General features: G+C 67.1%; 21 protein-coding genes and 1 pseudogene. 16 read left to right on the top strand and 6 right to left on the bottom strand.

What is annotated here, in order from left to right; genetic code table 11:
* Positions 1 to 35: 35 nt before the first annotated feature.
* On the bottom strand, positions 36 to 608 hold the full coding sequence (locus N5C25_RS01230) for an Ax21 family protein (protein WP_021204739.1): 573 nt from the start codon (positions 606 to 608) through the stop codon (positions 36 to 38).
* Positions 609 to 817: 209 nt separating this feature from the next.
* Between N5C25_RS01230 and N5C25_RS01225 the strand changes: the two are divergent.
* Positions 818 to 3203, top strand: a pseudogene (locus N5C25_RS01225) (prolyl oligopeptidase family serine peptidase).
* A gap of 91 nt (positions 3204 to 3294) precedes the next feature.
* Positions 3295 to 3654, top strand: coding sequence for a DUF1428 domain-containing protein (locus tag N5C25_RS01220; RefSeq protein WP_005420538.1), 360 nt, complete (start codon positions 3295 to 3297; stop codon positions 3652 to 3654).
* A gap of 15 nt (positions 3655 to 3669) precedes the next feature.
* Here the strand turns inward: N5C25_RS01220 and N5C25_RS01215 are convergent, their stop codons facing one another.
* A complete protein-coding gene (locus N5C25_RS01215; protein ID WP_251102061.1) occupies positions 3670 to 4362 on the bottom strand; it encodes a hypothetical protein in 693 nt (230 codons plus the stop codon).
* 106 nt (positions 4363 to 4468) lie between these two features.
* Positions 4469 to 5329 carry a histone gene (locus tag N5C25_RS01210; protein ID WP_279936183.1) on the bottom strand — a complete coding sequence of 287 codons (861 nt, stop codon included), beginning with the start codon at positions 5327 to 5329 and terminating at the stop codon, positions 4469 to 4471.
* A gap of 490 nt (positions 5330 to 5819) precedes the next feature.
* Here N5C25_RS01210 and N5C25_RS01205 point away from each other — a divergent pair, with 490 nt between their 5' ends.
* From N5C25_RS01205 to N5C25_RS01160, 10 genes are all read left to right on the top strand, one after another.
* On the top strand, positions 5820 to 7253 hold the full coding sequence (locus tag N5C25_RS01205; protein ID WP_019661805.1) for a Do family serine endopeptidase: 1434 nt from the start codon (positions 5820 to 5822) through the stop codon (positions 7251 to 7253).
* A 100-nt stretch (positions 7254 to 7353) separates the two neighbouring features.
* A complete protein-coding gene (locus N5C25_RS01200; protein ID WP_010486932.1) occupies positions 7354 to 7719 on the top strand; it encodes a hypothetical protein in 366 nt (121 codons plus the stop codon).
* Between the two features lie 8 nt (positions 7720 to 7727).
* Complete coding sequence (locus tag N5C25_RS01195) at positions 7728 to 8198, top strand: phage holin family protein (protein ID WP_019661806.1); 471 nt, start codon at positions 7728 to 7730, stop codon at positions 8196 to 8198.
* Complete coding sequence (locus N5C25_RS01190; RefSeq protein ID WP_279936182.1) at positions 8195 to 8662, top strand: protein sip-5; 468 nt, start codon at positions 8195 to 8197, stop codon at positions 8660 to 8662. The genes N5C25_RS01195 and N5C25_RS01190 overlap by 4 nt, the downstream gene beginning before the upstream one ends.
* 67 nt (positions 8663 to 8729) lie before the next feature.
* Positions 8730 to 9839, top strand: a complete 1110-nt coding sequence (locus N5C25_RS01185) for an AI-2E family transporter (RefSeq protein ID WP_019661808.1) — start codon at positions 8730 to 8732, stop codon at positions 9837 to 9839.
* A 91-nt stretch (positions 9840 to 9930) separates the two neighbouring features.
* Positions 9931 to 10398 (top strand): hypothetical protein, encoded by a 468-nt coding sequence (locus tag N5C25_RS01180; protein WP_005407738.1) that lies wholly within the window; start codon positions 9931 to 9933, stop codon positions 10396 to 10398.
* Positions 10399 to 10472: 74 nt separating this feature from the next.
* Positions 10473 to 11192 carry an HAD-IA family hydrolase gene (locus N5C25_RS01175; protein WP_024956412.1) on the top strand — a complete coding sequence of 240 codons (720 nt, stop codon included), beginning with the start codon at positions 10473 to 10475 and terminating at the stop codon, positions 11190 to 11192.
* A 3-nt stretch (positions 11193 to 11195) separates the two neighbouring features.
* On the top strand, positions 11196 to 12563 hold the full coding sequence (locus N5C25_RS01170; RefSeq protein WP_088436373.1) for a M17 family metallopeptidase: 1368 nt from the start codon (positions 11196 to 11198) through the stop codon (positions 12561 to 12563).
* A gap of 136 nt (positions 12564 to 12699) precedes the next feature.
* On the top strand, positions 12700 to 13803 hold the full coding sequence (locus N5C25_RS01165) for a catalase family peroxidase (RefSeq protein ID WP_262213576.1): 1104 nt from the start codon (positions 12700 to 12702) through the stop codon (positions 13801 to 13803).
* On the top strand, positions 13800 to 14336 hold the full coding sequence (locus N5C25_RS01160) for a cytochrome b (protein WP_279936181.1): 537 nt from the start codon (positions 13800 to 13802) through the stop codon (positions 14334 to 14336). Before N5C25_RS01165 ends, N5C25_RS01160 begins: the two co-directional genes overlap by 4 nt.
* Before the next feature lie 575 nt (positions 14337 to 14911).
* Here the strand turns inward: N5C25_RS01160 and N5C25_RS01155 are convergent.
* Both N5C25_RS01155 and N5C25_RS01150 read right to left on the bottom strand, forming a co-directional pair.
* The gene (locus N5C25_RS01155; RefSeq protein ID WP_058979816.1) at positions 14912 to 15514 is read right to left on the bottom strand and encodes a response regulator transcription factor; all 603 of its coding nucleotides are present in this window, start codon (positions 15512 to 15514) and stop codon (positions 14912 to 14914) included.
* Positions 15511 to 16734 (bottom strand): sensor histidine kinase, encoded by a 1224-nt coding sequence (locus N5C25_RS01150; RefSeq protein ID WP_279936180.1) that lies wholly within the window; start codon positions 16732 to 16734, stop codon positions 15511 to 15513. Before N5C25_RS01150 ends, N5C25_RS01155 begins: the two co-directional genes overlap by 4 nt.
* A 327-nt stretch (positions 16735 to 17061) precedes the next feature.
* Between N5C25_RS01150 and N5C25_RS01145 the strand changes: the two genes are divergently transcribed.
* The 4 genes from N5C25_RS01145 (at position 17062) to N5C25_RS01130 (ending at position 21608) form a co-directional block, all read left to right on the top strand.
* Positions 17062 to 18315 carry an efflux RND transporter periplasmic adaptor subunit gene (locus N5C25_RS01145; RefSeq protein WP_279936179.1) on the top strand — a complete coding sequence of 418 codons (1254 nt, stop codon included), beginning with the start codon at positions 17062 to 17064 and terminating at the stop codon, positions 18313 to 18315.
* A gap of 102 nt (positions 18316 to 18417) precedes the next feature.
* Positions 18418 to 19107: an ABC transporter ATP-binding protein gene (locus N5C25_RS01140; protein WP_058979812.1), complete on the top strand. Its 690-nt coding sequence runs from the start codon at positions 18418 to 18420 to the stop codon at positions 19105 to 19107.
* A 14-nt stretch (positions 19108 to 19121) separates the two neighbouring features.
* Positions 19122 to 20279: an ABC transporter permease gene (locus N5C25_RS01135; RefSeq protein ID WP_021203846.1), complete on the top strand. Its 1158-nt coding sequence runs from the start codon at positions 19122 to 19124 to the stop codon at positions 20277 to 20279.
* A 12-nt stretch (positions 20280 to 20291) separates the two neighbouring features.
* Complete coding sequence (locus N5C25_RS01130) at positions 20292 to 21608, top strand: ABC transporter permease (RefSeq protein WP_058979810.1); 1317 nt, start codon at positions 20292 to 20294, stop codon at positions 21606 to 21608.
* A gap of 94 nt (positions 21609 to 21702) precedes the next feature.
* On the opposite strand, the gene N5C25_RS01125 is transcribed toward N5C25_RS01130, so the two are convergent.
* Positions 21703 to 21981, bottom strand: a complete 279-nt coding sequence (locus tag N5C25_RS01125) for a YrhB domain-containing protein (RefSeq protein ID WP_019661820.1) — start codon at positions 21979 to 21981, stop codon at positions 21703 to 21705.
* Positions 21982 to 22060 lie beyond the last annotated feature (79 nt).

Below are 22060 nucleotides of genomic sequence, written 5' to 3'. Positions count from 1 at the left end.
GGCATCTTCAGCGCGCAGGCGCGCCGAGTGTGCGATTACCAGCTGAAGCGCGGACCGACGGTGTATTCCTTGTCGCCGTCGCGGTTCATCTTCAGCTCGCCGTTCAGGCCCCAGTTCTGGTTCAGCTTGACCTGACCACCCAGGCGGCCGTACCACTGGCCTTCCGGATTGATGCCGTGCTTCTTCGAGAAATCTTCGTAGCCGACCATGCCGTAGACTTCGGCGTGGGCACCGAAGGCGGTGCGGATACCGGCTTCAGCGCTGTAGCCGTTGAAGTCCAGGCCGTGCTTCTGGTCGCGCTTCTGGTAGGCAACGCGAGCAACGAAGTCGGTGGTCGGAGCGATTTCAACGTTGTAGCCGGCGCCGATCTTCCACTGGTCCAGCTTGATGTTGGTGTGGTCGATTTCCTGGCGGCTGTAATCACCGAAGGCGTGGAAGTTCGGCAGGAAGCCGTACGAGCCCTTCACGCCCCAGCCGTCGGCCTTGAACGCATCGATGTCGGTCTTGGCGTAGTCGGCTTCGGCATAGTTGTACGACAGGTTCTCAGCAGCCGAGGCGGTGAACGGCAGGGCAGCGGCCAGGGCCAGAGCAATCAGCGAATTCTTCATGGGGGTACACCTTTACTTTCTTATGGTGTGCAGCAGCGCCAGAGCGCCATCGCATCGGGAATGTAAATTCTCCGTTATTCGCCACAACGCTCCCTGAAAACAGCGGTCTTCGCATTGCTGAATTTTCTGGCTTGATTCAGGCTGTCTCTGGCATACGCGCGCGGCGCGCGTGCATTTGTCATCCGCACCGACTGCAACAGGAGGTTGCCTTGCACGTTTCCGATCCGCTGCTGATGCCTGTTCGCGCCGCCCTCCTGGCCTGCGCTTCCCTGTTTCCGATCCATGCCGCGCACGCGCTGCAGGCGGCTGACTACCAGCGCGCCGAACGCGTGCATGACAGTCATCTGCGCGGTGCGCTGCGCAATGCATCGGTCCTGCCCCACTGGGTGGCCGATGGGCGCTTCTGGTACGAACGCGAAGACACACAGGGCCGGCGCCAGGCGATACTGGTCGATCCAATCCAGGCTACGCGCCAGATCCTGTTCGAACCCGATGCGCTGGACGCCGCAGTTGCACCTCTGGGTGCCAGCGGGCCACGCCTGCGCTTGAACAACGTGCAGGTACTGGATGATGGCCTGCGCCTGCAGTTCAACGGCGAGGCGGAGATCAACTGCCAATGGCCACGCCTGCAGTGCACGGCCGCACAACAGGCGTTGCCGTCGGCTGATGCACTGCCGTCGCCCGGCGGTGATGCCTGGCTGCAGGTACGCGACCACAACCTGTGGCTGCAGCGCTCTGGAGCGGCGCCGCAGCTACTGACCCAGGGCGGTGAAGCTGGGCATGGCTATGGCGTACTGCCGGACTTCACCCTGCGCGGCATTCCACGCCGTCAGGGCCGGATGCCGACACGACCGTTTGCGGTGAGCTGGTCACCCGATGGCCGTTACGCAGCCGGCATCCGCTACGACGAACGCGCGCTGCAGGACTATCCCTATCTGGAAAGCAGCCCGACCCACAGCGCGCGGCCGCGCGTGCATACCGTGAAGCTGGGGGTGCTGGGCGATGCACAGCAGGTACGCGACAGCCTGTATGTGATCGATATCCCCAATCGCGCTGCCCGAGGGCTGGAACACGCTCAGCGAGGCCGGCATCCTGGGTTGGGACGGTGATCGGTTGTATGCCGTGATCGCGCACTTCGGCACACCGCGCAGGCTGCGCCTGGTGGAGATCGATGCCAACAGCGGTGCATTGCGTACGGTTCTGGAAGAAGCCAGCGACACTCGCCTGCAGCTCAACGTGTATTCCTACAACCGGCCCGCGGTGGCCATCCTGCCCGGGCAGGACACCGCCGTGTGGTTCTCGCAGCGCGATGGCTGGGGCCATCTGTACCGGGTGCGCCTGTCCGACGGCAAAGTGCTGCGCCAGCTCACCCGCGGCAAATGGGTGGTGCGTGACCTGCTGGGTGTGGACGCTGCGGGTGGCTGGGCGTACTTCAGCGCCGGTGGCGTCGACGGTGGCGACCCCTATGTGCGCGGCCTGTACCGGGTATCGCTGCAGGGCGGTCCGATCCAGCGCCTGGCCGCCGATGGCAACGACCACATGGCCGATGCCGGTACCGGCGCGCTGTTCGGGGCACGCGCGCCGCAGGCGCTGTCGCCTGGCGGCGGCCATCTGGTGGATACCGTTTCCCGTCTCGACCAGCCACCACGCACCGTGCTGCGGGCCAGCGATGACGGCCGTGAAGTGATGGTGCTGGAAACGGCCGATGACAGCGCAATCGTTGCTGCCGGTTGGCGCCCACCACGGCGCGAGCGGCTGCTGGCCGCCGATGGGCGCACGCCGATCTTCGCCACCGTCTACCTGCCTCGTGACTATCGCGATGATGGCAGCTTCCCGGTGATCGACGCGATGTACGGTGGTTCCTTCATCAGCAATGCGCCGGTGACCTACGCTGAGGCGGTGTCTGCCTTGAACCCGGTATCCCGCGCCAGCCTTGCCGAACTCGGCTTCATGGTGGTCAGCATCGATGCGCGCGGCACCGGTGGCCGCGACAAGGCCTTCCATGACAGCAGCTTCCTTCACGGCGCCGATGTGCAGCTGGATGACCATGTGGCCGCGCTGCGCCAGCTGGGCGAACGCTACCCGGGCATCGACCTGCAGCGGGTCGGCATCTATGGGCATTCGTTCGGCGGCTACAGCGCGGCGCGTGCCCTGCTGCGCTACCCCGCGTTCTACAGGGTGGCCGTGGCCTCGGCCGGCAGCCACAATTTCCAGGGCATGTACGGCGGCGCCCTGCACGGCATGGACCGGCTGTTCGGTGGCGTTGTGCCAGCTACAGCCATGGCCGATGGCGTGCCGGCGCCCTTTGCCGGTCTCGACAATGCGGCGCTGGCCAGCAACCTGCGCGGGCATCTGCTGCTGGTCTATGGCGAACTGGACGAGAACGCGCCACCCGCGCTTACCCTGCAGCTGGCCGCGGCCCTGAACAAGGCCCAGCGTCGCTACGACCTGCTGTACCTGGCTCGACAGGACCACGAACTGTTCCGCAACGACGCCACCTATACGCACCGCATGTGGGACTACTTCGTGCGCCACCTGGCCGGCCAGCAGCCACCGGATACGGCGCTGGCCCCGCTCCCGGGTGGCTCGGGCTGAACAGGCGTACGCGGGATGTCGATCCCCGCCGCGCTGGTTCGTCGTGTACTTGAAGGCCGTGCATGTGGCACGGTCCATCCGGAGGCTGGCAATGAGCTACATCGATGGTTTCGTCCTGGCGGTTCCCACCGCCAACAAGGAGAAGTTCCTCGCCCATGCACGCACAGGAGATCCGGTCTTCATCGAGTACGGCGCACTGCGCGTGGTGGAGTGCTGGGGCGATGACGTGCCGCACGGCAAGACCACCGATTTCTTCGGCGCGGTGAAAGCCACGCCGGACGAGACGGTGGTGTTTTCCTGGATCGAATGGCCCGACAAATCGACCCGCGACGCCGGCATGAAGAAGATGATGGAAGACCCGCGGTTTGATCCAACGAAGAATCCGATGCCGTTTGACGGTGCGCGGATGATCTACGGCGGCTTCGTGCCGATCTACGAGCTGACCCGCTGAACCCGGCGGACGTGCTCAGCGCGCGTCCGTTTCATCGCTGGCAGCGGCATGGCCGGCGCCCAGTGCGGCGCCGGCACCGAGGCCCATGCCGCCCATGCCAGCGCCCATTCCGCCGCCCCCACCTCCGCCACCACCCGCACGGCCGCCCTTGGCATCGCCATCGTTGCGGCCCTTGCCGCCACCACTGGCAGCGGGGCGGGTCGGCCCCTGCGGCGGAATCCGCAGGTCGGGAGGAATCGGCGCCAGGTCCAGCGCTTCGCGCACGAAGTCGCGCAGCGAGACCACCAGTTCGTGGGTATGTACCGGCCGCCCCTGTGCCAGTTCGTTGGCAGCGCGCGCGGCCAGCCGCACCTGTTCGTCGGTGCCCAGCAACAGGATGTCCGACAACGCCGCTTCCACGGCATCACGGATGCGGCGCGCGCGATCCGAGCGGGGCTCGGCGATGCCTTCGGCATCTTCGCGCTGGCGAAGGTCACGGCGATGGCTGGGATCCACACCCAGTTCGCCGGTGAACGAACCGCCCAGGGTCTTGTAGGCCGCCATCAGCGTGCGCAGCCGTTCGTTGATCTGCCGGTTCTCGCGCTCGCGGCGCTGCTGCAGGGTCTGCATCACCAGCAGGCGGATGCCCACGCCCAGCAGGGTGATCAGGACCAGGCCGGCCAAGGTGGACAGCACGCCCTGCCAGGAACTGAAGTCAATACCGCGCATGCCCGGGGCTCCAGCAGGAAGAACCTGCATCTTGCTCCAGACCGTGTCCCTGAAACGCGAAAGGCCCCACCACCCGGGGGTGGCAGGGCCTTCGGTCACGGCGCGATTACTTGCGCTTGGCGACCTTGCGCACGGCCTTCTTGGCCGGAGCCTTCTTGGCGGCGACCTTCTTCAGCGGCGCAGCCTTCTTGGCAACCGTCTTGCGGGTGGCGGCAACCTTCTTGCCCACTGCCTTCTTGGCAGCGGCGGTCTTCTTGCCGACGGCCTTCTTGGCGACGGCAGCCTTCTTGCCGACAACCTTCTTGGCGGCCGTGGTCTTCCTGGTGGCGACCTTCCTGGTGGCGGAAACCTTCTTGCCGACAACCTTCTTCGCAACCACGGCCTTCTTGCCAGCAACCTTCTTGGCGGCGACGGTCTTCTTGGCCACGGACTTCTTGGCGGTAGCGACCTTCTTGCCGACAACCTTCTTGGCGGCCGCGGTCTTCTTGGCAACGGTCTTCTTGGCGACGGCAGCCTTCTTGGTGGCGGCCTTCTTCACGGTAGCGACCTTCTTGCCGGCAGCCTTGGTGGCGGCCTTGGTGGTCTTCTTGGCAGCGGCGGCCTTCTTGGTCACAGCCTTGCCTGCAGCCGCCTTCTTCTTGGCCACTTCATTCTTCAGCGCAGCGGCTTCGGCCTTGGCGTTCTTCTTGGCGGCTTCCAGCTTCTTCTTGGCGTTGGCAACAGTCTTGCCGACCGACTTGGCGGCCTTCTCGGCCTTCTTGGCAACGGTCTTCTCGACCTTGGCCACGGCCTTCTTGGCCTTGGCAACGCGGGTACCGGCAGCCTTGGTCGCGCGCTTGACGGTCTTCTTGACCGACTGCACTGCGTCTTCGGCAGCGTGGGCGATGGTCTCGCCAACGTTGGTGGCGGTTTCTTTGACGTTCTCGACGGCGTCGGTCACGACCGACACACCATTACCGTTGCTCATGTTGCCCTCCTGGGGGCCTTAAGTATCAAAACGGGGCGATGCTATACCGACATTGACGATCGTGGAACGGGGCACGCACGAGCAATCGCATCTGATGCGACGGCAATGGTGTAGTCGGGTACCCTCGCGAGTACGATGTGTTGACGGGAAACCCCTTTTTTTCAGTGCTGCGCCGCACGATGCGGGCAGCGGCAGGGGCTGCGTGCGCACACCCGCCCGGACGTAGCGAAAGGCATGCGATATGGCGCATCGCGGCATCGGGATGCGCAGAACTGCGCAAGCATCGGCCTGCATACCCACGCGCTTGGGCAGACGTCGGCACAGTGCGAGGAACCTCCGGCGTTGCCGCCTGCGGCCCACGGTAGCGATGCTGGACCGGGTTCCGGGCATGGCGTTTTCATGGCGCATTTATCCATATCGCGACACACTCATTCAGCTTGTTCTACCGTAGGGCCGTGCCGCCCCCACCCACGCCAGCGAACCGACTCCCATGCGACCGCTTCCTACCCTGCTCACGCTCGCAATCGCCGCCGCCTTCGGTGGCTTCGTTGCCACCGGCATCAATGCCCACATGGACAACCGTGCCGACGCCGCGCCGCTGCCGGCGGTGTTGCCGACCACGGCGGCCTTGCCGGCTTCGGTGGCCGGTCAGGCGGTACCGTCGCTGGCACCGATGCTGGAAAAGGCAATGCCGGCGGTGGTCAGTGTCAACACCAAGCAGGTGGTGCGCGTGCGCAACCCCTTCTTCAACGACCCGTTCTTCCGCCGCCTGTTCCCGGACATCCCACAGGAACGCATCAACGAATCGCTGGGCTCGGGCGTGATCATCGACGCCAAGGAGGGGCTGGTGCTGACCAACCACCATGTCATCGACAACGCCGATGACGTACAGGTGACACTGGCGGACGGGCGCACGGTCAAGGCCGAGTTCCTCGGCTCGGACCGCGATACCGACATCGCGCTGATCCGCATCCCGGCGCAGAACCTGACCGACATCAAGCTCGGCAACAGCGACCAGCTGCGCGTAGGCGACTTCGTGGTGGCCATCGGCAACCCGTTCGGCTTCAGCCAGACCGTTACCTCGGGTATCGTTTCGGCGGTGGGCCGCAGCGGCATCCGCGGGCTGGGCTACCAGAACTTCATCCAGACCGATGCGTCGATCAATCCGGGCAACTCCGGTGGCGCGCTGGTCGACCTGCAGGGCCAGCTGGTCGGCATCAATACCGCCAGCTTCAACCCGCAGGGCAGCATGGCCGGCAACATCGGCCTGGGCCTGGCGATTCCTTCCAACCTGGCGCGCAGCGTGGTCGACCAGCTGGTCAAGCACGGCGTGGTGGTGCGCGGCACGCTGGGCGTGGAAAGCCAGAACCTGACCGCGCAGATCGCGCAGGGCCTGGGCCTGGGCGAAACCCGCGGTGCGCTGATCACCCGCGTGCTGGCCGGTTCGGCCGCCGCCGCAGCCGGGCTGAAGCCGGGCGACGTGGTGGTGTCGGCCAACGGCCAGCGCGTGGACAGCGCCGAGGCCCTGCACAACGTGGAAGGCCTGGCGGCCGTCGGCAGCGCGATGACGCTGGACGTACGCCGCGAAGGCAAGCCACTGCAGATCAAGGCGACACTGAAGGAACAGGCGCGCGCGGTCACCGGTGAGAGCCTGGACCCGCGCCTGACCGGTGCGACCTTCGTCGACCTGCCCGAGTCACTGCGCCAATCCGGTGTCGGCGGCGTGCTGGTCAGCGAGGTCAAGCGCGGCAGCCGCGCTGCCAGCAACGGCCTGCAGCAGGGCGACATCATCACCGACGCCACCGTGGGCGAATTCGCCGACCTGGCCAGTTGGCGCGCCAACTTCCAGCAACGCCCGCCGACCCTGGTGGTGCGCGTGCTGCGCAACAACGGCCAGCAGCAGGGCCAGCTCGTGATGCGCTGATCGCCCTGCCGTAACACCCCCTATACCCCGGCAATGCTATTGCTGTCAGTCCAGGTCGGCACCGCCGACGCCGTTCCCCCATCGCAACAGGAGTGATTCGATGAGCCCCACCAATACCGAGAACCTGAAGGAACACCTGGGTGAAGCCGGTTCCCACCTGAAGCAGGCCGCCAGCGCCGCCGGCGGTGCGATCAAGGGCGCCACCGGTGCCGCGACCGACGAACTGCGCATCGGCAAGGCCAACGTCAAGGCTGAACTATCCGACAGCGCACTGTCCGGCCTGGCCGCTGCCGAGTTTGGTGGTGCCGCCGCCAAGGAGCAGGTCGATGCGCTGATGGACAAGGGCAAGGACCTGATCGACAGCGCCGCCGAATTGATCCGTGAGCGTCCGCTGGCCTCGTTCGGTGTTGCCTTCGCGGCCGGCTGGATCATCGCCAAGCTGGCCCGCGGCAGCAGCGACAAGTAAGCCGCGGCGTGAGCGAAGACAACGCGCAAGCCCCTGATCCGGCGGCTACCCCGCCGCTGGATGAGAGCATCCGCCAGGTCGGCGCGGCCGGTCGTGCCGCTGCCGACTCGGCCAAGCACTCGCTGCGTTCGCTGCGCCGGTTGGCCTCGGCCGACTTCGCGCTGGCACGCAGTGCCTTCGGCCGCGCGCTGGCCTGGGCCGGCGTAGCGATCGTATTTGGTGCGTCGGCCTGGCTGCTGATGGCCGCCACCCTTATCGCGCTGCTGCAAAGCTGGGGCCTGAGCTGGCTGCAGGCACTGCTGATCACCTCGCTGCTGAGCCTGGCCGTCACCGGTTATGCGATCTGGCGGGTGTCCTACTTCTTCCACCACACCGGCATGCACGCAACCCGGCGCCAGCTGTCCCGCCTGGGCCTGTTCGACGAGCCCAGCGAAGACGACCCCGATGCCGATGTGGAGCTGCCAGAGGGCAAGCCATGAAGTTCGGTGCGCTGCAGCGTCGGGTGAAGCGCTGCGAACAGGTGGTAACCGTGCGTCTGATCGAGACCCAGGACCACTGGTCCACGCTCGGCCAGGTCTGGCGCCAGGGCTGGTCGCCACTACGCATCGTGGTAGTGGGCCTGGCCGGTGGCTTCATTGCCGGCAAGCTGGAAATGCCGGGCAAGGTCAACGGTGCGCGCTGGCTGCAGATGGTGGGTTCGGTCTCGAACCTGTTCGCCAGTGCGCAGGCGGCGTTCGCCACGGCGATGGCGGCGCAGGCGGCGGCCACCGCCGACGATGCGGCCGAGGAAGCCGGCGATGCCAGCGAACAGGCACACGCAGCGGCCTCCGCCGCTGACGCACGGCCCGCAGCGGCAGCGCGAGCTGTGCCGGAGCCGGAGCCGGAACCGGACCTGCGCGAACCGCGCCCGGCCGAGGCGGCCACCGAGCTGTCCGAACGTTGATCCCTGGAATCCGCCGCGCCGGTCGCGGCCGGCGGATAATGCGCTCCCCTTTCCGGCTGATGCGTCGATGAGCGAGTCCTCCCTGTCCCCGTCACCGGCCGGCCACGACGCATCCGAGGCACCGCTGCCGCCCCCGTCGCGCCCACGCGGACCGATGTCGCTGGTGGTGCTGGCGACCCTGGCCGTGGGCTATACGCTATGGGCGGCGCAGGACATCATCCTGCCGGTGCTGCTTGCGATGTTCTTCGCGCTGGTCGGCAATCCCATCCTGCGCCTGCTGCAGAAGCTGTGGATCCCGCGCGCGCTGGGCGCGCTGTTGATCCTCGGTGCGGGCCTGGGCGTGACCGGTTCGCTGGCCGTGCAGCTGATCGGACCGGCGATGGAATGGGCGCAGGAAGCACCGCAGCAGCTGCGCAAGGTCGCCCGCCAGGTGCAGAACCTGACCAAGCCGGTGCAGCAGGCCAACCAGGCGGCGGAAAACTTCGCCCGTGTGGCCGGCGGTGACAGCAACCACAAGGTGCAGGTGATCCGCACCCAGCTCGACGACCCCTACCGCATGCTGACCCGTGCACCGCGGCTGGCTGCCTCGGTGTTGGCCGTGGTGCTGCTGACGCTGTTCTTCATGATCTACGGGCAGAGCCTGCAGCGCGCGGCGATCGCCCTGTTCCCCAACCGCCAGCAGCAGCGCTTCACTACGGACATCCTGCGTTCGATCGAACGCGAGGTCTCGCGTTACGTGCTGACCATCAGCGTGATCAACACCTTGGTCGGGCTGGTGTTCGCCGGCGTGCTGATGCTGCTCGGTATCGGCCTGCAGGAAGCGCTGCTGTGGGGCACGGTGGCCGCGCTGCTGAATTTTGCGCCGTATGTGGGTCCGCTGATCGGCGTGGCGCTGATGCTGTTGATGGGCTTCGTCGAGTTCCGCGACCCGCTGCAGGCCCTGCTGCCCGCAGCCGCCTACCTGGGCCTGCACACACTGGAAGGGCAGATGGTGACCCCGATCGTGCTGGGCCGTCGGATGAAGCTGTCGCCGCTGGTGCTGATCCTGGCGCTGATGGTGTTCGGCTGGGCCTGGGGCATGATCGGGCTGCTGCTGGCGGTGCCGCTGCTGGTGTGCATCAAGCTGGTGCTGGCACGCCTGGACGGCATGCAGGGCTGGGCACGCCTGCTGGAGTGAGGGCATCAACAACGGATGGACGCAGGTGGCGGAACCAGAAACAGGGACGAAGTGGCAGACTATGGCGCCCTACCCGGATGGATCCGCTCGGATGAACTCTCTCGCCACGCGTTGCCTTGCCTTGGCCTGCATTGCCGCTCCCGCGTTCGCCGCGACACCGCCGACTGCCGATCAGGCGCGCACCCAGCTTGCTGAGGCGGTTACCTGCAAGCGGCACCTCACGCCCATACAGTTCGACGCCATGGCCCGGATGCTGACACCGGCCCCGGCAAGGGTGCAGGACGGCGAATCCAGCGGCGAGTTCCGGCTGACCACGCCCTTGATGGTGCTGGGCCAGCCCGTGAACCGGCTGCAGTCCTATGACGGCGACAGCGGCGAGGATGGCATCGACAGTTTCACCGCGTACTTCAGCTCGGCCAGTGTGGAACAGGTCGCGGCACTGGCGAAGATGTCCGACCCGGTAGCAGGCACCTACACGAAGGAAGTTGGGCGGCACAACCTGGACGTGCAGCAGTTCGACGGCCAGACCACCATCGCCTGCTCGTACAACCTGCGCTGACCCGGCCCAGCCACAGTGCCCACCCGCCCGCCGCGTCGCATGAAAGCCCGCGCGGGCAGGGGTAGAATGGCGGGGTGAATTTCCCCGTCCAAGCCATCACCCTCGACCTTGACGACACGCTGTGGCCGTTCGCTCCGATCGGCGCCCGCATCGAACAGGTCCTGCACGCCTGGATGTGCGAACACAGCCCCGCTACCGCCGCGATGTATCCGGTGGAGGCGATGCGCGAACTGCGCGAGCGGCTGTACCACGCCCATCCGCACCTCCACCACGACCTGAGTGCGCTGCGCCGGCTGACCCTGCACGAAGCACTGCACACCAGCGGTGCCAGCCTCGATCTGCTGGAGCCTGCGTATGAAGTGTTCTACGCCGCGCGCAACCAGGTGGAGTGCTATCCCGATGCGATCGACGCGCTGGCGCGCATTGCCGCACGGGTACCGGTGGCGGCGCTGAGCAACGGCAACGCCGACCTGGAGCGGATCGGCCTGGCCCATCATTTCGCCTTCCAGCTGGGTTCGCGCGAACACGGCGCGGCCAAGCCCGAAGCCAGCATTTTCCATGCCGCGTGCACCCGCCTGGGTGCGGCACCGGCACAGGTGCTACACGTCGGCGATCATGTCGACATGGACGTGGCCGGGGCGATTGCCGCCGGCCTGCGCGGCTGCTGGATCAACCGCGACGCAGCCACCTGGACCCATCCGCAGCTGCAGCCGGACCTGCAGTTCGACACCCTTACCGGCCTGGCCGACTGGTTGGATGCCAACCTCGACGCCGCCGCACCCCGGAGTACCTGACGCATGAGCGAGATCACTGGTTTCACCGCCGACACCGCTGCGGCGCTGCCGTTGTACGTGCTGGACCGCGAGCAGTTCGCCGCCTGGAAGGACAGCCAGCCGGCTGCCACCCAGGCGTGGTTGGCATCGCAGGGCTTCAACGCCGGCGCCCACAGCGTGGCACTGCTGCCGGGCGCCGATGGCCTGGCCGGTGCCGTGATGGGCGTGGGTGATCGTGCCGATGCCTACAGCTATGCGCATGCGCCGCACGCGCTGCCGGAAGGCAGCGTCTGGCAGCTGGCCAATGAACTGCCGGCCGCCGAACTGGCGCTGCTGCAGCTGGGTTGGGGCCTGGGCAGCTACCGCTTTGACCGCTATCGCAAGCGCAACCGCGCACCGGCGCAGCTGGTGGCCTCGCCGACCGGCGAAGTGGCCGACCTGATCGCCGCCAGCCTGCGCGTGCGCGACTGGGTCAACACCCCGACCGAAGACATGGGCCCGCAGCAGCTGGAAGACGCCGCGCGCGCGCTGGCCGATGCACATGGTGCGCAGGTCGAGGCGATTACCGGCGACGAACTGCTGAAGCAGAATTTCCCGGCCATCCACGCCGTGGGCCGCGCTTCGCATCGTGCGCCGCGCCTGGTCGTGCTGCGCTGGGGCAGGGAGACCGACCCGGCACTGGTGCTGGTGGGCAAGGGCGTGTGCTTCGATACCGGCGGGCTGGACATCAAGCCGGCCGACGGCATGCGCAACATGAAGAAGGACATGGGCGGCGCCGCGCACGCACTGGCCCTGGCCGGCCTGGTGATGGCGCGCGGGCTGCCGGTGCGCCTGACCCTGCTGGTGCCCGCTGTGGAAAACGCGATCGGCCCCGATGCGTTCCGTCCGGGCGAGGTCATCGCCACCCGCAAGGGCCTGAGCGTGGAGATCGACAACACCGACGCCGAGGGCCGCGTGATCCTGTGCGACGCATTGACCTTCGCCGGTGAGCAGAAACCGGACCTGGTGCTGGACTTCGCCACCCTCACCGGTGCCGCGCGCATCGCCCTGGGCCCGGACCTGCCGGCACTGTTCAGCAACGACGACACGGTGGCCCAGCAGTGGCTGCAGGCCGGTGACGCGACCCGCGACCCGGTCTGGCGCATGCCGCTGTGGCGCCCCTACCTGCGCTACCTGAGCAGCGGCATCGCCGACCTGGCCAACGCCGGTTCGCGCATGGCCGGCTCGGTTACCGCCGCGCTGTACCTGGAACGCTTCCTGGAAGACGGCCAGCGCTGGGCGCACCTGGACGTGTATGCCTGGAACGACGGCGAGCGCCCGGGCCGTCCGGCCGGTGGCGAAGCGCTGGCGCTGCGCTCGGCGTGGACGATGCTGAAGCAGCGCTACAGCTGATCGGTTGGGTGCCGACCGTTGGTCGGCACGCCGTCCCCGGAAATTCTGACGAAAAATTGAATTTCGGCCCCGGCCGGGTTCTGCGAGGATGTGTGGGTCGACCACCCACACGCTCCGTGAAGGCAGGACTCCGACCATGTCGCTCTTCCGCTACACCCGTGCCGGCCAGACGGCGGGCGCACCGCGCAGGCATTCGCCGCTGCTCTGGATCGCACTGATCGCGCTCATTCTGGGTGCCGTCGCGCTGGCCTTCGCCTGGCTGGCCGGCTGGATTGGAAACCGCCTGACCGCGCAGCGCTTCACCGACACCATCGAGGCCACCGGCCCGGCCCATCCGGGCTTCCGCCGTGCGCACAGCAAGGGCATCTGCGTAAGCGGCTGGTTCGAACCCAGTGCGCAGGCCCGCACCCTGTCCAGTGCACGGGTGTTCTCGCAGCGCCGCGTGCCGGTGATGGGCCGCCTGTCGATCGGCGGCGGCGACCCGTACGGCGCCGACAACACTGCACGCGTGCGCAGCCTCGCGGTGCAGATGGTCAGCGATGATGGGCAGGAATGGCGCATGGCGATGAACAGCTTCCCGTTCTTCGCGGTGCCCAGCGCCGAGGCGTTCTACGAGCAGACCCGCGCTTCCATTCCCGACCCGGCCACCGGCAAGCCCGACCCGCAGAAGATGGCTGCGGTGCTGGCGAAGTACCCCAGTGCGCAGGCCTTCCAGCAGTGGGCCAAGACGGCGCCGTGGACCAGCAGCTGGGCCGACACCACCTTCAACAGCGTCAACAGCTTCTGGTTCACCAATGCGCAGGGCCAGAAGCGCGCGGTGCGCTGGCGCTGGCAGCCGCAGGCGCCGGTAGTGGAGATGGATGCGGAAACGCGCAAGCAGGCCAGCGTCGATTTCCTCAGCCAGGAACTGCAGCAGCGCCTGGCCAACGGCCCGGTGCGCTGGAACCTGGTCGTGACCACCGCCGAGCCCGGCGATGCCATCGATGATCCGTCGGTGCCATGGCCCGAGTCGCGTGACCAGGTAGTGGCGGGCGTACTCAGCGTGGACCGCATGCAGTCGCAGGAACAGGGTGCCTGCGGCCAGATCAACTTCGATCCGCTGATCCTGCCCAGTGGGGTGCGCGGCAGTAATGATCCGATCCTGGCGGCCCGCTCGGCCGTGTATTCGCAGTCCTTCAACCGCCGCGAACGCGAGCGCGCCACCGGCAACGTCGAGCAACGGAAGGAGGCCGCACGATGAGCACCGGCAACGGCCACTTCAACCTGCTGGCGCGGGTGCTGCACTGGTCCATGGCGCTGATGATCGTCGCCATGCTGTTCATCGGCGTGACCATGGTCGCCTCGCTGCACCTGCGTCCCGTGCTGATCGACCTGCACCGCCCGCTGGGCATCGCGATCCTGCTGCTGGCGCTGCTGCGCCTGTACAACCGGCTGCGCCATCGCCCACCGCCGCTGCCGGCGGATCTGCCGGTCTGGCAGGTGATGGCGGCCAAGGCCTCGCACTGGATGCTGTATGCGCTGATGCTGGCGATGCCGTTGATCGGCTGGGCGATGTTGTCGGCAGGCGGTTACCCGATCGTGCTGTGGGGCGGCCTGCACCTGCCGCCGATCGTGCCGCATACCCCGGCGCTGTATGCCGCGTTGCGTAATGCGCACAGCCTGCTGGCCTACGTGCTGTTCGCAACGGTGCTGATGCACGTGGGTGCGGCGCTGTTCCACCTGTGGGTGCGGCGCGATGGGGTGTTCCAGGCGATGGCGCGCGGGAAGAATTGAAAGGATTCGCCGGGCGTTCCCGGCGGATTGTTTCCGCGACCGCGTGGGGGTGTCACTTTCTTTGCGCGCAAAGAAAGTAACCAAAGAAACGCTCCGCCGGCCGCGAGCCGACGTGCTGCGCACGCCGGTGCCCTGCGCTCCTCGGCCCGCCGAGGGACGGCACGGGAACTCGCTGCGCTCAGACACCCGTGCCTCTTCGCCCTCGCCGGACCTGCGGTGCTCGGCTCGCTCAAGGCGGACTGGAAGGGCAAGATCAAGAGCAACAGCATCCACGCATGGCGTGGATCTACTGGGTGCAGCTGTGGCTTTTGACGTTGGGTCCGCCTTCTAGCGAGCCGAGCATCGCAGGGGAATCAGGGGCGTAGAGGCGCCGGTGTTTGAGCGAAGCGAGTTCGGCGCCGTCCCCTGATTCCCCGAGAAGCGCAGGGCACCGGTGCGTAGCACCGGCTCGCGCTCTGGCGGCGTGTTTCTTTGGTTACTTTCTTTGCACCAGCAAAGAAAGTGACACCTCTCCGCGGTCGCGGAAATGATCCGCCGGGCAGCGCCCGGCGCTACCAGTGCGTCGGCGCACGCCCCTACAGCCATCCCTTCTGCCGCGCCAGCCGGTACGCCTCGATCCGGTTGGCCACACCCAGCTTGCCGATGCACTCGGACAGGTAATTGCGCACCGTACCGTGCGACAACCCCAGCTGCTCGGCGATCTCGCTGGCGGTGCGGCCCTCGCCCGCCAGCCGCAGCACGCGGCGCTCGCGGTCGGTCAGCGGATCGGCCTGCGACCACGCATCCAGTGCCAGCTGCGGGTCGATCGCGCGGATGCCCTGTTTCACCTTGCGCAGGGCATCGGCCAGGTTCTCGGCCGGTGCATCCTTCAGCAGGTAGCCCAGCACGCCGGCTTCCAGCGCGCGGCGCAGGAAACCGGCACGGGCGAAGGTGGTCACGATCACCACCTTGATCGGCAGCTCGTGACGCGCGATGCGCTGGGCAAGCTCGAGCCCGGACAGGCCCGGCATCTCGATGTCGGTGACCAGGATGTCCGGCTTCAGCTGCTGCAGCATGCGCCACGCGGTTTCGCCGTCGGCGGCGCTGCCCAGCACCTCGATATCAGGCTCCAACCCCAGCAGCGCCGACAGTGCGCCGCGCACCATCGCCTGGTCCTCGGCCAGCAGGATGCGGATCATGCGGCACCGTCCTGCACCAGCGACGACGGCGTGCCTGGCGGCAACGGTGTGGTCGCGGCAGCCAGTGGCACGCGCACGGTCAGCAGCGTGCCCTCGCCCTTTGCGGACTGAACCTGAAGGTTGCCCCCCAGGGCGGCCACGCGTTCGCGCATGCCGCACAACCCGTTGCCCTCGGCCTGCACGCCGCCACGACCATCATCGCGGATCTGCATCGCCAGCATGCGTCCTTCCAGCATGAATTCCACCCGTGCCTGTGTCGCCTGTGCATGGCGCACGATGTTGGTCGCGGCCTCGCGCAGCACCAGCGCCAGACCGCGTTCGACATCCACCGGCATCGCCGGTGGTGGTGCGTATTGAAGGTGGACCTGCTGGCACTCCAGCAGCAGCCGCGCCGACGCCAGCTCACCGGCCAGGTCACTGGCGCGGATGCCGGTAACCGCGCTGCGCACCTGTGCCAGCGCTTCGCGGGCAATGTCCTCGGCTTCGCCGATTTCCTGCCGCGCCCGCGCGTCGCCACGATCGTGCAGCTTGCGGGCCAGTTCCAGCTTCAACGTGATCAACGACAGGGTATGGCCGAGCAGGTCGTGCAGGTCGCGGCCGATGCGTTCGCGCTCGGCGGTGGCTGCGAGCCGCCGCACCTCGTCCTGTGAAAGCTGCAGTGCCGCATCCTTCTGCTGGTTGAGTGCCTCCACGTTCACGACCAGCCCGACGATATAGGACACGGCGGGGATCCAGACCAGGCTCTGCCACGGGTACTGGAACAGCAGTGCGAGGCCGCAGAACAGGAGGTTCAGGCCAGTGAGCTGCAGCAGGTACTGCCACCAGCCGCCGCGTCCGCTCACCCGCAGCAGCACGCAGCCGAACACGAAGTAGGTCAACCCGGACGGGTACCACGGCAGCAGCACCAGCGACATCCCGATCAGGCCCAGGGCATAGCGCGGCGCGTGATGGCGTGGCGCCACCATCACCTTGGCGTACAGCAGCAGGAACACCGGATAGCTGGCCACTGTAAGCAGCAGCCAGTGCAGGGTGAAGCCATGGCCGAGCAAGGGCGTCAGGAAGATCCACACCGACCACAGCAGGTGGATCGCCTCGCTCCAGGGTGATTTTCCCCGGCGCAGCGTCTCGGCCACCGCCGAGTCCGGCGCGGGGCGCAGCAGGGAGGCAAGCCAGGTGGACGGCACAGGCGGTTCCAGGCGGGGATGATCGCCGCCGATCATGCCAGTTCGGCTGGCTGCGCGCAGGCGCCACCGCCGGCAAGATGGCACCGGCGCAACCCGCCGCAGATCACGGTACGCTTGGCGGTACCGCTGCAGCGGGCCAGCGATGGGGTGGTCGGATCCATGAGCGGTACCGGCAGCGGGGACGTTGCCATCCTGTGCCGCCGCGGTCACATTTCGCAGTTGCCGCCGTCAGTGTCATCGGATGACAGCTGTCACTGCCGTCATCGCTGTGCCTGCCTTCATGCTGTGACGCACGCTCCACCGCCGGAACCGCCGCCGTCCGCGCTTCCGGCCACACCCGCCCGAACGCCTGTGATGGAACGAATGAACGCTTCTGCCGAGCTGTTGAAGGAACTCCGTATCGACCGCAAGTCGCCGCCGCCCGCCTCCGGTGGTGGCAGCAACGGCGGTGGTCGCCGTTGGTTGTGGATCGCGACCATCGTGGTCGTGCTGCTGATCGCCGCTGCCGTGGCGTTCCTGTTCGGCCGTGCGCCGGCCGTGGAGGTGGAAACCGCGCCGGCCGTGGCCATCCAGCAGGGTAGCGCCAGCAGTTCGGTGCTCGACGCCAGTGGCTACGTGGTCGCCCGGCGCATGGCCACGGTCTCGGCCAAGATCACCGGCAAGGTGCGCGAGGTGATGATCGAAGAAGGCATGCGGGTCGAGGCCGGCCAGGTGATGGCCACGCTGGACCCGATCGATGCTGATGCGCAGCGCAGCCTGTATGCCTCGCAGCTGCAGGCCGCGCGCAGCCAGGTGGCCGGGCTGGAGGCGCAGCAGAAGCAGGCCGCCGCCGAAGCCAGCCGCCTGCAGGCGCTGGTCGGCCAGCAACTGGTGTCACGTTCGCAGTACGACCAGGCCGTGGCCCAGCGCGACAGCCTGCGTGCGCAGCTGGAAACGGCTCAGCGCAACGTCAAGGTCGCCAACGACCAGCTGGCCATCGCCGACCTGGGTGTGGACAACAACATCGTGCGCGCGCCCTTCTCCGGCGTGGTCACCGCCAAGGCCGCGCAGCCGGGCGAAATCGTTTCGCCGCTGTCGGCGGGCGGTGGTTTCACCCGTACCGGCATCGGCACCATCGTGGACATGGACTCGCTGGAGATCGAAGTCGAGGTCGGCGAGGCCTTCATCGGCCGCGTGCAGCCGAAGATGCCGGTGGAAGCCACGCTCAACGCCTACCCCGAATGGAAGATTCCCGGCGAGGTGATCGCCATCATCCCCACCGCCGACCGCGGCAAGGCCACGGTGAAGGTGCGCGTGGCGCTGAAGGTGAAGGACCCGCGCATCGTGCCGGAAATGGGCGTGCGGGTCAGCTTCCTGGAACAGGCACAGCCGCAGGCCACAACCAAACCGCAGGGCGTGCGCGTACCGGCTGGCGCCGTGGTCCAGCGCGAGGGCGCCTCGGTGGCCTTCGTACTGGGTGACGAGAACCGCGTGCAGCAGCGCACGGTCGAGGCCGGCCAGGCGATGGGCAAGGACCGCCAGATCCTCAAGGGCGTGAGCGCCGGTGAATCGGTGGTGGTGAACCCGCCGGACACCCTGCGCGATGGCGCCAAGGTGCAACAGAAACAAGCGCAGTAACGGCCTGGCGCCCATGGGCGCCGCCGGCAGCACCGCTCGACGCACGCCTGCGGTCACCGCAGGTGCGCTTCCCCGTTTCCCGCCTTCCGTGGAGAACCACCCATGTCGACCCTGGTTTCACTGCGCAACATCACCAAGACCTACCAGCGTGGCCCCGAGAAAGTGCAGGTGCTGCACGGCATCGACCTGGACATCGCCAGCGGCGACTTCGTCGCGCTGATGGGTCCGTCCGGCTCGGGCAAGACCACCCTGCTCAACCTGATCGGCGGCCTGGACAACCCCAGCGGCGGCGAGATCAGCATCGAGGGCGAGCGCATCGACCAGATGAGCGGCGGCCAGCTGTCGACCTGGCGCAGCCACCACGTCGGCTTCGTGTTCCAGTTCTACAACCTGATGCCGATGCTGACCGCGCAGAAGAACGTGGAGCTGCCGCTGCTGCTGACCCACCTCAATGCGGCGCAGCGCCGCCGCAACGCCGAGATCGCGCTGACCCTGGTCGGCCTGGCCGACCGCCGCAGCCACCGCCCGAATGAACTGTCCGGCGGCCAGCAGCAGCGCGTGGCGATCGCGCGGGCGATCGTCTCCGACCCGACCTTCCTGATCTGCGACGAACCCACCGGCGACCTCGACCGCCAGTCCGCGGAGGAGATCCTGGGCCTGCTGCAACTGCTCAACCGCGAACACGGCAAGACCATCATCATGGTCACCCATGACCCGAAGGCCGCCGAGTACGCCACGCACACGGTGCACCTGGACAAGGGCGAGCTGGCCGACGCGCCGCTGGCCCACTGACGGAGGCCACGGCGATGAAATACTTCTCGTTGGTGTGGGCGCAGCTGTTCCGCAGCCGTACCCGCACCCTGCTGACCCTGCTCTCGGTGGTGGCCGCGTTCCTGCTGTTCGGCATGCTCGATTCGGTGCGGGTGGCGTTCTCGTCGGGTGGCAGCGTGGAAGGTGCCAACCGGCTGATCGTGGCCTCGCGGCTGTCGATCACCCAGTCGCTGCCGATCCGCCTGGAAACCCAGGTCCGCCAGGTGGCCGGCGTGCGCGACGTGGCCTACGGCATGTGGTTTGGCGGCATCTACCAGGACCCGAAGAACTTCTTCCCGAACTTCTCGGTGTCCCCCAACTACTTCGATGTCTACCGCGAGCTGCAGATCGACCCGGCACAGCTGGAAGACTGGAAGCAGACCCGTACCGGCGCCATCGTCGGCGAAACCCTGGCCAAGCAGTTCGGCTGGAAGATCGGCGACACCATCCCGCTGCAGGCCACGATCTTCCCGCGTGGCGGCAGCAACGACTGGCCGCTGGTGCTCAAGGGCATCTACCGTTCCAAGGACCGTGCGCTGGCCGCCAACGAAGAACGCCAGTTGATGATGAACTGGAAGTACTTCGATGAATCCAACGACTACATCAAGAACCAGGTGAGCTGGTACACGGTGACGCTGGACAACCCGGACCACTCTTCACGGGTGGCGCAGGCGATCGACGCGATCTCGGCCAACTCCGACCACGAGACCAAGACCCAGACCGAATCGGCGTTCCAGCAGGCCTTCGTCAAGCAATTCGCGGATATCGGCATGATCGTCACCTCGATCATGGGTGCGGTGTTCTTCACCCTGCTGCTGTTGACCGGCAACACCATGGCGCAGGCGGTGCGCGAGCGCGTGCCGGAGCTGGCCACGCTGAAGACGCTGGGCTTCAAGGACGGCACCGTGCTGACCCTGGTGATGGTGGAGTCGGTGCTGCTGATCGGCCTGGGCGGCCTGATCGGCATGGGCCTGGCCGCCCTGATCCTGCCGGCGATCGGCCCGAAGAGCATGGGCATGCTGCCGCCGCACGTACCGACACCAACCTGGCTGATGGGGCTGGGCCTGATCGTGGTGATCGGCATCATCGTGGGGCTGCTGCCCGCGCTGCGTGCCAAGCGCCTGAAAATCGTCGATGCACTGGCCGGCCGCTGAGGAGGATTGCAGATGAACAAGCTCAAGAAGTGGCTGGGCAACGGCATAACCGTGCTGCTGCTTGCGATCGGCCTGGTGCTGTGGATCAGCCTGCCGTGGATCGGCGTGCTGACCGTGGCCGTGCTGGTGGCGCTGTGGCTGCTGCTGACCCGCGGCGGACGGCTGGCGTTGGCCGCCACCCGCATCGGCGTGGCCAGCCTGCCGCAACGCTGGGGCGCATCGTCGGTGATCGTGGTCGGCATTGCCGGCGTGGTCGGCGTGCTGGTGGCGATGCTGGCGATGGGCGAAGGCTTCCAGGCCACGCTCAACAACACCGGCGATGACACCACCGCCATCGTGCTGCGCGGTGGCTCGCAGGCCGAGACCAACTCGGTGATCACCCGCGAGCAGGTACCGATGCTGTCCACCCTGCCCGGCATCAGCCGCGATGCGCAGGGCCGGCCGTTGCTGTCACCGGAACTGTCGCAGGTGGTCAACCTGGTGTCCAAGTCCGACGGCACCGACGTCAACGCGCAGTTCCGCGGCGTCGGTCCGCAGGCCTGGGCCGTGCATGACAAGGTCAAGATCATCGAAGGCCGCAGGTTCGCAACCGGCCTGCGCGAGATCGTGGTCGGCCAGGGTGCCAAGGGCCAGTTCCGCGACATGGACGTGGGCAGGACGCTGACCCTGGGCAACCAGACCTGGACCGTGGTGGGTGTATTCGCCACCGGCGATGCGCACGATTCGGAGCTGTGGACCGACGCCGATACACTGGCCACCACCTACCAGCGCAGCGCCTGGCAGTCGATCAGCGTGCGTACCGAGGGCAAGGCCGGCTTCGAGCAGTTCAAGGCAGCAGTCGCCGCCGACCCACGCCTGAAGCTTGACGTGGAAACCACCCGTGTCTACTACAGCAAGCAGGGCGGTGGGCTGACCAAGCTGATCGACATCCTCGGCAAGGTGATCGGCACGATCATGGCGGTGGGTGCAGTGTTCGGCGCACTCAACACCATGTATGCGGCCGTGGCCACCCGTGCGCGCGAGATCGCCACCATGCGCGCGATCGGTTTCCGCGGCCTGCCGGTGGTGACGGCGGTGATGCTGGAAACCATGCTGCTGGCGCTGCTGGGTGGCCTGCTCGGCTGTGCGGTGGCGTGGCTGCTGTTCAACGGCTACAGCGTGTCCACCATCGGCAGCAACTTCAGCGCAGTGGTGTTCAAGTTCCATGTGTCGCCGGAACTGCTGTGGACCGGACTGAAATGGGCGCTGGGCATCGGCCTGGTCGGCGGCCTGTTCCCAGCGCTGCGCGCGGCACGTTTGCCGATCACCACGGCGCTGCGCGAAACCTGAGCATCACGCAGCGGCATTTCGCGCATCCTGCAGGGACGGAGCGAAGGCTCCGTCCCTTTCAGGTTGCCGAACTCAGACATCCGCCGCCGCAGCATCAGACGGCGGGGCCGCGCGCGGCCAGATGCTGGCGAAGGACTTCCTCGGGCGGATACGCCGTGCCCAGCGCGTGCTGCTCGCCTGTGTGCCGGTCGACGAAGATCGGCCCATTGCCGGCCAATGCATCCGAGATTTCGCCGGATTGCAGGTAGCGCAGCGACTGGAAGCAGAACAGCCACCCTTCGACCACTTCGTGCTCATGCGTGATGGCAACCGGCTCATCGTCGCTGGCAAGTGCAGCCTCCACGCGACGGCGTGCTTCTTCAAGCTGGATCATTTCTTCATCTCCTGCCTTCGATGACGAGGCGAAGAGCATTTCATGCGGGCAGATGCATCACAACGGCTGCGCGCCTGCA

The sequence above is a fragment of the Stenotrophomonas sp. GD03958 genome (genome assembly GCF_029839005.1).
GTDB lineage: Bacteria > Pseudomonadota > Gammaproteobacteria > Xanthomonadales > Xanthomonadaceae > Stenotrophomonas > Stenotrophomonas hibiscicola.
Note: the sequence above shows the minus strand (reverse complement) of the source record. Positions and strands in the feature narration are given on the sequence as shown.